Here is a 12,806-nt window from a genome sequence, read left to right as displayed (position 1 = left end):
TAGCGCAGCCGTAGGCGTCCCCGTGAAGGCCTTGTTAGAAGGGACCACTCCGTAATCCGGGTTCGCTCGTACGCGCTGTCCCATCCTAATCATCTACGCGGCAGGCAGTCCAGCGGTCCTCTGATGCCTCAATGGCATTGAGCTCTTGATTGACCACGTAAACGCGCTTTTGCCTCCTTTTGTCGCTCGGACAAAAGGAGGTCGCCGGCTACGCCGGCGAAACAGCCGCGCCAGCGAAGAGCGATAACCCACCCCCAACGAAAAGCCCCGCCGGCTACGCCGGCGAAACAGCCGCGCATGCCAAGAACGATACCCCCGCAATTCGGCGATGCCCCTTCTCCAAAGAGGACGGCGAGGCCGTGATTGACGCACAGGGTCGGAGGATCCGCTGACTCCGGGTATTCCGCGTCCTGGACCAGGGGGCAACCGATTTCCTCTAATGCGGTCAGACCCGCATTGATGTGAACCAACGCGAACGCGGATGTAGTATTGAGTCGTCCACTTGCAGCATCCCTCCGCTCAGGGGCATTGCCATGAAAGACGACAGATTGCTGGAAATGCGGATTTTCAAGGCCGTCGTAGAGGCTGGCGGATTCACGGCGGCGGCGCATGCGCTCAACGTGAGCCAGCCTTTTGTGAGCCAGACCATCAACAGCCTGGAGCGCCGCCTGGGCGTGCAATTGCTGCACCGTTCCACGCGCACCCAACGCCTGACCAGCGAAGGTGAAGGTTTCCTTATTTCCTGCAACGAACTGCTCGATGCCGTCGAGCAGGCCGAGGCCCGCATCCGCTCGAGCGAGCCCACCGGCGATCTGCGGGTCAGCGTCCCGCAGGCATTCGGCATCGACCAGATCGTCCCGGCATTGCCGGGCTTCCTTGCGGCCTATCCGAAGCTGACGGTCCGGTTCTCGCTGTCGGATTCGCAGGTCAATCTCATCGAGGACAACTTCGATGTCGCGGTGCGCATGGGCCAATTGCAGGACTCGTCGCTGCGCAGCCGCAAGCTGTGCGAACTGCAACGTGTCGTCGTGGCCGCCCCCGCCTATATCGACCGGCATGGCGTCCCGGTGACGCCACAGGGGCTGGCGCGCCATCACTGCCTGGTCTGGGATGCCCCGCGCGAACACCTGAACCGCTGGCCCTTCATGATCAACGGCAAGCTGGAAAAGGTGCTGGTACAGGGCGGCTTCCGAAGTACCGATGGCAGCACGCTGTTCGCGCTGTGCGTGGACGGCATCGGCATCATGCGGTGCGCGGAACACCTGGCACTGCCGGCCATCCGCGCCGGCAAGCTGGTGGCTGTGCTGTCCGACTACCAGGCGCGGGACGACACCGCGATCTACGCCGTCTACCTGCCCGAACGCCAGCTGGTGCCGCGCATTCGCGCTTTCGTGGATTACTTTGTCGGCGTATTCGCGCAGCCTCCGTGGCAAGCGCCCGTGCCTTGATGCGCACTTATATGCCGGCGCAATAAATCTTATTGCCGCTCCCGCCTAGATCGGTCGCTCTCACGCAATGTACCTTCGCGTCACTGACCGATTCCCCAGACTGGAGCAAGCATGAGCACCCCCGCACAACAAGCCGAACTGCGCCGCACGGTTTCCCATCCTTCCAACAACTCGATCTACCGCCCGAAGCAGGCTGGCCTGAAGTTTCCCAACCTGCCGGAATTCGCGACGTTCGCCGAAGAGCGCCAGTACCGCAAGGAACGGCTGGTGGCCGCCTGCCGCGCCTTCGCGCTGCACCACCTCGACTATGGCTTTGCCGGCCACCTGACCGTGCGCGACCCGGAGTTTCCGGAGCTGTACTGGACCAACCCGATGGCCGTGCATTTCTCGCAGGTGAAGCTTTCCAACCTGATCCTGGCGGACCATACCGGCAAGGTCGTGGAAGGCTCCTATGCGCTGAACCGCGCGGGGTTCGTGCTTCACGGCGCCGTGCATGAGGCGAATCCCGATATCGTCGCCATGTGCCATGCGCACACGGTCTACGGCACCGCGTTCGCCGCGCTTGGCCGCCCGCTCGACCCGATCACGCAGGATGCAGCGGCGTTCTTCGAGGACCATGTCGTCATCAAGGACGAGGCCGGCGCGGTTGCGGTCGAGGAGAAGGCCGGCATGTCGGTCTGCGACTACTTCAAGGGTGTGAAGGCGGCCATCCACCAGAACCACGGCCTGCTGACCGTGAGCCGCCACAGCATCGAGGCCGCTGCCTTCTGGTTCATCGCGCTGGAACGCTGCTGCCAGCAGCAGTTGCTGGTCGAGGCCACCGGCGCCAAGCCGAAGATGATCCCGGAACTCAGTTCGCGCTACAGCCGCGAGCACGTCGGCAGCGAGTACATCGGCTGGCTCCATTTCCAGCCGATCTACGAGCAACTGGTGCAGACCAGCCCCGACATGTTCGACTGACACGCCATGCGACAAGCGGGCCGCCCCCAACCGATGGCCCGCCAGGATAATTACCGGAGACAAACGATGTTGAAGACTGCGCATGGCCATGCCCCCGTGCATGCCAACGTGGAGGAAGCCACCTACGCCAAGGTGACATGGCGACTGATTCCCTTCCTCTTCCTCTGCTACGTGTTCGCCTACCTCGACCGCGTGAACGTCGGTTTCGCGAAGCTGCAGATGCTGTCGGACCTGAAATTCAGCGAGACGATCTACGGCCTGGGCGCCGGCATCTTCTTCATCGGGTACTTCCTGATGGAGGTGCCCAGCAACCTCATGCTGCATCGCTTCGGCGCACGCAAGTGGATCGCCCGGATCATGATCAGCTGGGGCGTCATATCCGCCATGATGATCTTCGTGAAGACGCCGACAGCCTTCTACATCCTGCGCTTTCTGCTGGGCGTGGCGGAGGCGGGATTCTTCCCCGGCATCATCCTTTACCTGACCTACTGGTACCCGGCTTCGCGGCGCTCCAAGATCACGGCGCTGTTCATGACCGGCATCCCCATCGCCGGGGTGGTGGGCGGCCCGCTGTCCGGCTGGATCCTCAACCGCTTCCATGACGTCAATGGCATGCCTGGCTGGCAGTGGCTCTTCCTGATCGAAGCCATCCCGTCAGTGGTGGCCGGCATCGTCACCTTCTTCTATCTCGACGACAAGATCCACGGCGCCAAGTGGCTCACCGACGACGAGAAATCGTTGCTCGAGCGGGAACTGGCACGCGAGTCCGACAAGATCGAGGTCCACCATGCCGGCGGCGCCTTCCGCAATGCGCGGGTCTGGGTGCTGTGCGCCTGCTACTTCGGCATCATCATGGGCCTGTACGGCATCAGCTTCTGGCTGCCGACGCTGATCAAGGCTTCCGGTGTCACCGACGCGTTCGATGTGGGCCTGCTCACCATGGTGCCATACGGCGCCGCCGCCATCGCGATGGTGATGATCGGCCGCAGCTCGGACCGTACCAAGGAACGTCGCTGGCACGTTGCCCTGCCCGCCGTTGTCGGTGCGCTCGGCCTGGTCGCCAGCACGCTGGTCGCGCAGCAACCTGCCATGGCGGTCCTGGCGCTCACCTTCGCCACAGTGGGCATCCTGGGCGCGCTGTGCCAGTTCTGGTCGATCCCGCCAGCCTTCCTGGGCGGCGCCGCGGCGGCGGCCGGGATCGCGCTGATCAACTCGGTGGGCAACCTGGCGGGCTTCGTCAGCCCCTACCTCGTGGGCTGGATCAAGGACATGACGAAGAGCACCGATATCGGCCTGTACTGTGTCGCCCTGTCGTTGGTCGTGGCCGCGGCGATCGTGCTGACGGTACCGAAGAAGGTGGTGAATCATTGAGCTGCCCGCGGCCGCTCCCGGTTCATGGGGCGCGGCCGCGCGTCATGCGCTTCCCCTGGCCACGACAGCACATGGAGGCCCCCATGCGGAGCTTCCGGCCGAATGCCGTAGCCAGCATCGGGAGCACGACGGCAGCGGCATAGAACAGGGATCGCTCGCCAAACGCGCCGATCACGCCCACAGCCATCCCCATGCCGATTGCCTGGCCAAGGAAAAGGCTCGCCGCAAACAAACCAACCGCCGTACCGCGCGCCTGTGGTGACATCTCGGTGGCCTGGGCCTGCAGGGTGTTATGAAGCGTGTAGAAGCCGAGTCCGCCGAGGAAGCAGCCGACCACGCTCCACTCCCACCGCGGCCCAATTGCCACGATGGCAAAGGCGAAACCCAGCAGCACGCCGCCCAGGCTGGCGAGCGTTCCAGGCGCTAGGCGCTGGATCAGCACGCGCGACAACGTCACATAGGCCAGTCCACCAACGCCATACATCGCCATCACCGCACCAGCGGCCGCAAGACCGAGCCCGAAGCGGTTGTGCAGGTAAGCCGGCACGAAGGCAAACCCTGTCAGCGTGAACAGGCCCTCGATCGCCGTGACGGCAAGCACGAGTCGCGCTTGCGGCGCCTTGAGGACAGTCCTGAATCCTGCCTGGCACTTGCATCGCTCGCTCTCCGGGGCTGTCCGCACAGAGGCGTGCGCATGCACCAGCAATGCAGCGATTCCTGACCCGATTGCCAGCACACCGAAGACAGCGCGCCAGTGCAGAAAGTCAGCCATGAGCCCCGATACCCACTGACCACCGATCAGCCCGCCGATGGTCGCCAGGAGGAAATAGGCGAGAGTCTGCTGCCTGTGTTCGACCGAAACCGTGTCGCCGATGATCGCCATGCTCATCGGGATGACCCCTGCCGCCGCCGCGCCGGACAAGCCCCGTGCCACCGCAAGGGAAGTCATGGTCGGGGCGAAGGCCGCCATCACGTTTGCGAGGGAGCACGCCGACAACGCGACAGCGACGACGCGCAGCTTGCCAAAGCGATCGCCGAGCGGTCCAAATACGAGTTGCATGACGCCGTAAGTCAATACAAACGCGGAGATGGACCGTGCGGCCACGCCGACGGGGACGTCGAAGTCCGCCGACAGCGCTGGCAACAAGGCGTCACAGGCGCGCATGGCGGCCATGCTCATGGCCGCCGCAACGCAGAGAGGCCCGAACAGCTTCACTCCGCCGCCCTCGCAACGGGGTAACCCTGGCATGGCTTCGCAATCACGAACACAGCGCACGCCGCCACCATTGCGGGCACGGCCAGCAATCCGAAGACATCGGCGAAGCCCCAGCCAAGGCCAAGCAAGCCCGCGCCGATGAACGCCCCCGCCATGCCGCCGATTCGCCCGATGCCCTGCATCCACGCGACGCCAGTGGTACGTGCCTCGGTCGGATAGAGGCTGGCCGCATAGGTCGACATCGAAGTCGCCGCGCTCGTGACAACGGTTCCGCACAGGAAAAGCGAGAGGCCGAGGAACTGCGGATGGTCGATACTGCGTCCCACCATGACGACCAGCGCGGCAGCCAGCATATAGGCGACGACGATCGTACGGTTGGCGTTGAAGCGGTCCATCATCCAGCCGGCGGCCAGGTTACCCAGCAAGCCGCCGAGGGAAAACAGCGATGCCAGCAAGGCGCCACGTTCGACGCTGAAGCCGGCTTCACGGAACAGCGTCGGCATCCAGTTGGTCATGAGGTAGTAGATCACCAGGCTCATGAAGCACGCCAGCCAAAGCAGGAAGGTGCGCCGGCGGTATCCGGCCGACAGGATCAGTGCAAGCGCCGAGGCTTTGCCATGCTTTCCGGCCACGGCCACCGGTGCGACGAACGTACAGTGTTCCAGCGATTGCCGGGGATCGATGCGCTTCAGGATTGCCGCGATCCGTTCGCCCGCGCCGGCACGCACCGCGAGGAACTGGGCCGACTCCGGAAGCAGCGCCAGCAGCAGCACGGCAAGCCCCAGCGGCGCAATGCCGCCAGCTGTAAGCACGCTAGGCCAGCCGAAGTGGGGAATCAGCCAGGCCGATGCCGCGCCGCCCGCGACCAGACCCGCGGAGAAACCGCAGTACATGGCATTCACCGTCAGCGAGCGAAGACGGGCCGGCGCGTACTCCGACATCATCGTGATGGTCGTTGGCATTGCCGCGCCAAGTCCGAGTCCGGTCAGGAACCGCAAGACCGTCAATGCCATGATGGTCTGCGCGTGGGCGGCAACGAGCGTCCACGCGCCAAAGCACGTGACCGCTGCCACCAGCACCGTCTTGCGGCCAATGCGATCTGCCACGGGTCCCGCGAAGATCGCGCCGAGGCTCAGCCCGGCAAGCGCGGCGCTCATGACGACACCGAGTTCGCTTCGTGCAATCCCCCATTCGTGCGCCAGCGATGGCGCAATAAAGCCGATCGCGGCCGTGTCATAGCCGTCGGCCGCCACGACCAGAAAGCACAATGCAAGGACCAGCCACTGGCAGGAAGAAAAGCGTGCCGTGTCGATGAAGGACTGCACGTCGATGGTGCGAGATGCCTGTGTCATCGTTTGTCTCCTGAACAATTGGGCAGGCACTTGTCCGCGCCCGCCTCTTTATGGGACTCAGGCGGCGAGGTAGCCGCCGTCGACCGGCAGCGTCACCCCGGTCACGTAGGTGGACATCGACGAGGCCAGGAACAGCACCGCCCCAACCAGTTCTTCCGGCTTGCCGACGCGTTTCATCGGGATGCGGCTCATGAAGCGTTCGAGCTTCGCCGGATCCGAGCGCGTCGAAACGGTCATCGGTGTTTCGATGACACCCGGTGCAATGGCATTGACGCGCACACCATCGGCTGCAAGATCGGCTGCCAGGGACTGGGTCAGCATCTTCACCGCCCCTTTCGAGGGCGAGTATCCGAGCGTGTTCGGCTGACCGGAGAACGAGGCGATCGACGCGACGTTGACGATTGCGCCGCGCGTCTGACGCAGGGCCGGCAGCCAGGCGTGGCAGACGTTGAACGTGCCTTCGCAATTGACTTTCATCACCTGCTGCAGGTTGTGCAGCGCGTTGACGCTGTCGATGCCTTCGCGGATCAGGATGCCGGCGTTGTTCACCAGCACGTCGATGGGACCGACGCTGTCAGTGATCGCCGCCGCAACGGCACGGCATTGGCCGGCATCGGTCACGTCCAGTCCGCAGGCGCGCGCCGCGTGTCCGCGGGCGTCGATCATTGCGGCGGTCTCGTGGGCATTGGCTTCGTTCATGTCGGTCACAACGACCGTCGCGCCGGCCTCGGCAAGACCGAGGGCAATGGCCCGGCCGTTGCCCTGCCCAGCGCCGGTAATGAAAGCGACCTTCCCGGCCAGTAGTGGAGGAATCATCATGATGGATCCAAAGAAATTCAGCGTGAGCGCCCCCACGCGGCCGCCGTCGTGCGGTCGCGGGATGGCAGGAATCGAGAGGGAAATCAGTGCATGGCCAGCGGCACGCGCGCAGCCGCCGCGACCGGATTCGGGTGCTTGACCTGCGCGCGATCGGCAATGTGGTTGCCTGCGATGTAACCGAATGTCAGGCCCGGACCGAGCGTGATGCCCGCGCCGTTGTACTCGCCGCCCATGATGCTCGCGGCATCATTGCCAGCGGCGTAGAGGCCGGGGATCGGCTCCTCGTCTGCCGACACCACCTGCGCATGCTCGTTGGTGCGGATTCCCATGAAGGACCCCAGATCGCCCGGCACGAGCTTGAGCGCATAGAACGGTCCGGCGGCGAGCGGCGCAACGCAGGGATTGGGCGCATGCAGCGCATCGCCCTGGTAGCGGTTGTAGGCCTTGCTGCCACGGCCGAACTCGGGATCGCGGCCGAACTGTGCGGAGTCGTTGTACTGGCGAACGGTGGCGGCGAGCGTCGCCGCATCCACACCGATCTGCTTGGCAAGGGCTTCCACCGTCTTGCCGCGCTTGAGGTAACCGTTACGCAAATGCGGGCCCAGGGGCATGGGGAATGGCTTGACGAAGCCAAGGCCGTAGTGGCGGATGGCGGCGTGGTCAGCAACCAGCCAGCACGCCGTCTCGGACTTGCCCTTCGAGGCGGCGATCATCGCCTGCACCAGATCATGGTAGGAGTTCGCCTCGTTGGCAAAGCGCTTGCCATCCAGGCTAACCGCGATCACGCCGGGTTTCGCACGGTCGATGAAATGGGGCATGATGCCCGTCGTGCCATCTTTACGCGGCACAAGCGACATGGGCGTCCATGCGGCGGCATTCGACAGCGTCCTGTCAAACATGCCGCCGACCTCTTCGGCCATGCGGACGCCGTCGCCCACATTGGTCTGCGGGGTCGGCGAATAGTGGCCATGGCCGGCCCGCACGTGCGGATAGGTTTCCTTGCGGCGCTCGCGGTCATGCGGGAATCCACCGCTCGCCAGTACCACGCCGTGACGCGCCGTCACGTTGACGCGCTGGCCCTCGCGCTCCACCACCGCCCCCGTTACCCGGTCGCCATCCCGCAGCAAGCGCACCGCCGGCGACGACAGCCAGACCGGAACCGACAGGTCGGCCGCGGACTTCGCCAGCCGCGCGGCCAGTGCGTTGCCGTTGGTCAGCGTCATGCCCCGTCCGTACTTCATTACCTCCAGGAAATGCCTGGTCAGGCGTTTGGTGACGTACCACGCGGACGCGAGCGAACGCGTGACCCGCATGAAGTGGACGATCTCCTTGCCCGAGCCGATCGTCACGCCGAAGACCGTCAACTCCGGCAGCACCGGGCCGAGCGTCTTCAGCAGCGGCCCTAACTCGCGCGCGTCGTAGGGGCGGGTCACCATCGAGCGGCCGCCTTGCGTGGCGCCCGGCGCCTCGGCGTGATAGTCGGGGAAAGTGAGCGGCATGTCGAACTGGACCGCGGTCCTGGACATGAAGAACTCAATGGCCTTCGGGCCGTTGGCCAGGAAAGCGCGCACCCGCGCCTCGTCGAACCCGGCGCCGGCCTGATTCTGGATATAGGTCAGCGCCTGGTCCGGCATTTCATGGTGACCGTAGGCCTTGGCCAGATGGGTGTTGGGCACCCAGAGCCAGCCGCCCGATCGGGCCGTGGTACCGCCGTAGTAGCTCGCCTTCTCGGCCACGATCACCTTCAGCCCCCGGCTGGCGGCGGCAATGGCCGCCGACATGCCGGCAACGCCCGATCCGATGATCAGGACGTCACATGTTTCCTGTTGCAGTGTAGACATCGACTTCTCCATTCAAGTGCGGGCGGTTGGCCGGTGGGTCCGGGTCGTCGCCATGATTGCTAGATTAGTACTAACGCAATTGAATATATCTACCCGTTAACCCTATGCTTGTTCATTAGATATTATCTAATGCTATACTGCGTGCACATTCCATCTCATGGCAGGGACGTACCGTGGATCACACCGAACCGGCACCCGAGCGCGAGCGTCGCGGCATACAGTCGATCGAAGTCGGAGGAGAAATCCTGAAGGTGCTGGCGTCCGAGGCCCGCCCGATGGCGCTGCGCGATCTTGTAAAGGCAGCCAACATGCCGTCCGGCAAGATCCATCCCTACCTGGTGAGCTTCGGGAAAATCGGTCTCGTGGCGCAGGACCCGGTGACGGGCCACTACCTGCTCGGCCCCATGGCGATTCAGCTGGGACTGACGAGCCTGCAGACGCTCAATCCGATCCGCGAGGCCACACCGTTCGCCGAAGCGCTGTCAGAAGAAACCTCGCACGCAGTCGCGCTCGCCGTATGGGGAAACCTCGGGCCGGTCATCGTGCGGCTGATCGATGCGTCCTACCCCATTCACACGAATATCCGCACGGGGACCGTCATGTCGCTCGCCAACACCGCGACCGGCAGGGTCTTCTCTGCCTTTCTGCCGCGCCAGTTCACCGAGAAGCTGCTGCTGGACGACCGCGTACGTCTCGGCCCCGATATCGCGCATCCGCTGGACGCCACCGTGGTCGAGGAAATGATCAAGGAAGCCCGGGCGCGCCATATGTCCCGCAGCATCAACCATCCGACTCCCGGGATCGTCGCCTTCTCCGCCCCGGTGTTCGACTACTCGGGAAACATTGCGCTGACCATCACCATCATGGGGCCGACCGGCACGGTCGATACCGATTGGGACGGCCCGGTCGCCAAAGCCTTGGGCACTTGTGCACAGGCCGTTTCGAAGCGGCTTGGCCACCGTGGGTCGTAGCGGGCCTGCAGAACGAAGACATGCGCAGACGGGCGTATGGCGGGATAGCCATGACGCCGTTAGTCTTCGCCAAACAAAACTAAGACCAGAAAGTGACTAGGTCTTGCCGGTTATGTGGCGATGACTGTATATTTATACAGTTGTATATTTATACAGTTGCCGTCGCATTCGGAAAAGCTGGCCCTTGAGGTCAGGCCCGTGCGGCGGCTGCGTTTTCTCTCCCCCACCTCGAAAGGCAATCATGTTCGTGGACCGCACTGAAATCATCAACGCCGCCAAGGCATTGCGCACCAGCCAGGAAGAATCCCGGTACAGCAAGCTCGTCGCGCTCGCGAACAAGCAACTGAAGGCAATGCAAACGGCAATCCAGAGGGGCAAGGAAGAATTCGAGACCAGCCTGGTACTCGACATCAACGAAGACAATCCGCAAGCCGCGCTTGAACCGCGCGCGCAACGGCTTGCCGACGATCTCCGAGCGCAGGGCTACACCGCAACGGTGACCACGTTTGCCGAGGTCAGCACCGACCGCAAGAACTGGACGCCGAATATCACCGTCGTCATCGGTCTGGGCGACATGGTTTCCGAACACCACAACGCGATTGCGGAAAGCACGGTGGCCGGAGAGACGGAAGTCGCGCTGGCTGGCGAAGCGGCCAGTGAAATGGCCTGACAGCAGGCGGGCAATCCGAGATAAGGACCGGCAACCACGTCCGGCGGATCTCACCGGGAGGATCAGGGCGCGCGCCGTGAGCGTGTGCGCGGCGATCCCTGCTGGCTTCATCGAGGTCGGCAACCGGCCGCCAGAAGCGGCCAATCCTCACGACATGCCGTCAGGCCGCTTCGATCGAAAGCGGCCTTTCATCAATGCAATCATCCAGTGGTTCGCGTCACCGCGAACGCGTTGGCTGCGGCACAACCTCGCCAACGCACTACCTCGGCCATCGCCATGACGGCTCGGAGAGATGCTGGGCAAAATAATCGGACATCGCAGCCACCTTCGCGGGACGCGCACGCGCCGATGGCGTGACGAAGTAAAGGCCGCCCTTCGTCAGCGACCAGTCGGTGAGGATCGTTTCGAGACGGCCATCAGCCAGATATTCGGCAGCGATGAATTCGGGTAGCTCGGCAATTGCGAGGCCGTCGAGCAGCGTGGGCAGCAGCGCATCCGAGTTCGTCACGCGCAACGGGCCGGTCGGCATGACCGACTCCTCCTCGCCCACAGCGTTCGTGAAGCGCCACACATTGCTGCGCGCGCGGTACGCGTATGAGAGGCACGGCCGGTCCGCCAGCTCGCGCGGATGGGCGGGCCGCCCTTCGCGCTTCAGATACGCCGGCGACGCCACCACGAATTGTGTGACCGCGCACAGCCGTCGCGCGACCAGCGACGAATCTGGCAGCGCGGCGATGCGCAGTGCGGCGTCATACCCGTCGGCAACCAGATCGACCGACGCATCCGAAAGATGCAGGTCGATCGACACCTCCGGGTACGCGCGAAAAAAGCCGGGCAGCAGCGGCGCGACCCAGCGCAACCCGAACGACATCGGGACGGCCAGGCGCACCAGTCCGCGAGGCTGCACCGACATCTCGCGCGCGGCGCTTTCTGCTTCTTCGGCCTGACGGTAGATCTCTGCGGCCTTCTCACAGATCGTCCGGCCGAACTCGGTAAGCGAGAGCTCGCGCGATGTGCGGTTGAAAAGCCGAGCGCCCAGCCGCTCTTCCAGACGAGCGACGCCACGCGAGACCGTGGCCACCGACACCCCCATCGCGCGCCCGGCGGCCGAGAACGATCCTTCCTCGGCGACCTTCGCGAGCATCGCGAGTCCTTCGAAATCAGGCAGTCTCGCCATTACCCCTCATCTTTTCATTTTTGCAACGTTAGATTGCAATCAATTCTATTTCGAAAAGACCGGGGCGTCGATATTCTCGTCACATGGCAGCACCCAACACCACAGTTACTCACTTACCGAACGAAAGGAGAAACGCCATGGCGCGCAAGCTCGACAACAAGATTGCACTGGTTACCGGCGGGACCAGCGGCATCGGCCTCGCTACGGCGCAGCGCTTCGCCGCAGAAGGCGCGCACGTCTACCTCACCGGCCGCCGTCAGGCAGAACTTGATGCCGCGGTGAAGAGCATCCGCGAAGCAGGCGGCAACGCGACTGGGGTACGTGTCGATTCCACAAAGCTGGGTGAGCTCGACGCACTGTATGCGCAGATCAAGGAAGAACAGGGGCATCTCGACGTGCTGTTCGTGAACGCCGGCGGCGGCTCGATGCTGCCGCTTGGCACCATCACCGAAGAACACTACGACGACACCTTCGATCGCAATGTGAAGGGCGTACTCTTCTCGGTGCAAAAAGCGCTGCCGCTGCTCGCCCAGGGCGCGTCGGTGATTCTTACTGGTTCCACGGCAGGCAGCGCGGGCACGGCTGCATTCAGCGTGTATTCGGCCTCGAAAGCCGCGGTGCGCGCCTTCGCACGCAGTTGGATTCTCGATCTGAAGGATCGCCGCGTCCGCGTGAACACAATCAGCCCGGGCGCGACGCGCACGCCCGGCCTGCTCGACCTCGCCGGTGACGATGCGGCCCAACGCCAGGGCCTCGCCGATTACCTGGCTGCCCAGATCCCGATGGGGCGCCTCGGCGAGCCCGGCGAGATCGCGAGCGCCGCGCTGTTTCTTGCCTCGGAGGACGCGAGCTTTGTGAACGGCATCGAGTTGTTCGTCGACGGCGGCCAGCAGCAGGTCTAAGCGTAGCCCGGGCGGGCGGGTGCGGTCTTCGACGATCGCGCCTGCCGGGTCGGAATGCTCCCTCTCCTTCTCCTGCTGG

General features: G+C 64.1%; 11 protein-coding genes. 6 read left to right on the top strand and 5 right to left on the bottom strand.

From position 1 onward, the window contains the following. Positions 1-533 precede the first annotated feature (533 nt). From KHO41_RS35965 to KHO41_RS35955, 3 genes are all read left to right on the top strand, one after another. The gene (locus tag KHO41_RS35965) at positions 534-1,448 is read left to right on the top strand and encodes a LysR family transcriptional regulator (RefSeq protein WP_211957993.1); all 915 of its coding nucleotides are present in this window, start codon (positions 534-536) and stop codon (positions 1,446-1,448) included. 111 nt (positions 1,449-1,559) lie between these two features. Beyond that, positions 1,560-2,408, top strand: a complete 849-nt coding sequence (locus KHO41_RS35960) for a class II aldolase/adducin family protein (RefSeq protein ID WP_211957992.1) — start codon at positions 1,560-1,562, stop codon at positions 2,406-2,408. Between the two features lie 66 nt (positions 2,409-2,474). After that, positions 2,475-3,779, top strand: a complete 1,305-nt coding sequence (locus tag KHO41_RS35955) for an MFS transporter (RefSeq protein ID WP_211957991.1) — start codon at positions 2,475-2,477, stop codon at positions 3,777-3,779. 22 nt (positions 3,780-3,801) lie between these two features. Here the strand turns inward: KHO41_RS35955 and KHO41_RS35950 are convergent, their stop codons facing one another. The 4 genes from KHO41_RS35950 to KHO41_RS35935 form a co-directional block, all read right to left on the bottom strand. Continuing rightward, positions 3,802-5,028 (bottom strand): MFS transporter, encoded by a 1,227-nt coding sequence (locus KHO41_RS35950; RefSeq protein WP_280519728.1) that lies wholly within the window; start codon positions 5,026-5,028, stop codon positions 3,802-3,804. Then, positions 4,992-6,347 carry an MFS transporter gene (locus KHO41_RS35945; protein WP_211957989.1) on the bottom strand — a complete coding sequence of 452 codons (1,356 nt, stop codon included), beginning with the start codon at positions 6,345-6,347 and terminating at the stop codon, positions 4,992-4,994. Before KHO41_RS35945 ends, KHO41_RS35950 begins: the two co-directional genes overlap by 37 nt. Before the next feature lie 57 nt (positions 6,348-6,404). After that, a complete protein-coding gene (locus KHO41_RS35940; protein WP_211957995.1) occupies positions 6,405-7,163 on the bottom strand; it encodes an SDR family NAD(P)-dependent oxidoreductase in 759 nt (252 codons plus the stop codon). Between the two features lie 86 nt (positions 7,164-7,249). After that, entirely contained in the window at positions 7,250-9,007 is a 1,758-nt protein-coding gene (locus KHO41_RS35935) for an FAD-dependent oxidoreductase (protein ID WP_211957988.1), read from the bottom strand. A gap of 173 nt (positions 9,008-9,180) precedes the next feature. Between KHO41_RS35935 and KHO41_RS35930 the strand changes: the two genes are divergently transcribed. Then, the gene (locus KHO41_RS35930) at positions 9,181-9,978 is read left to right on the top strand and encodes an IclR family transcriptional regulator (RefSeq protein WP_211957987.1); all 798 of its coding nucleotides are present in this window, start codon (positions 9,181-9,183) and stop codon (positions 9,976-9,978) included. Positions 9,979-10,219: 241 nt separating this feature from the next. After that, positions 10,220-10,648, top strand: coding sequence for a hypothetical protein (locus tag KHO41_RS35925; RefSeq protein ID WP_211957986.1), 429 nt, complete (start codon positions 10,220-10,222; stop codon positions 10,646-10,648). A gap of 259 nt (positions 10,649-10,907) precedes the next feature. Here KHO41_RS35925 and KHO41_RS35920 read toward each other — a convergent pair whose 3' ends face one another. After that, complete coding sequence (locus KHO41_RS35920) at positions 10,908-11,825, bottom strand: LysR family transcriptional regulator (protein WP_211957985.1); 918 nt, start codon at positions 11,823-11,825, stop codon at positions 10,908-10,910. A 137-nt stretch (positions 11,826-11,962) separates the two neighbouring features. Between KHO41_RS35920 and KHO41_RS35915 the strand changes: the two genes are divergently transcribed. Continuing rightward, the gene (locus KHO41_RS35915) at positions 11,963-12,727 is read left to right on the top strand and encodes an SDR family NAD(P)-dependent oxidoreductase (RefSeq protein WP_211957984.1); all 765 of its coding nucleotides are present in this window, start codon (positions 11,963-11,965) and stop codon (positions 12,725-12,727) included. Positions 12,728-12,806: the final 79 nt, after the last annotated feature.

The organism is Cupriavidus numazuensis (assembly GCF_905397435.1).
Lineage (GTDB): Bacteria > Pseudomonadota > Gammaproteobacteria > Burkholderiales > Burkholderiaceae > Cupriavidus > Cupriavidus numazuensis.
The sequence above is the reverse complement of the archived record's forward strand: the minus strand, read 5'-3'. Positions and strand labels throughout refer to the sequence as shown.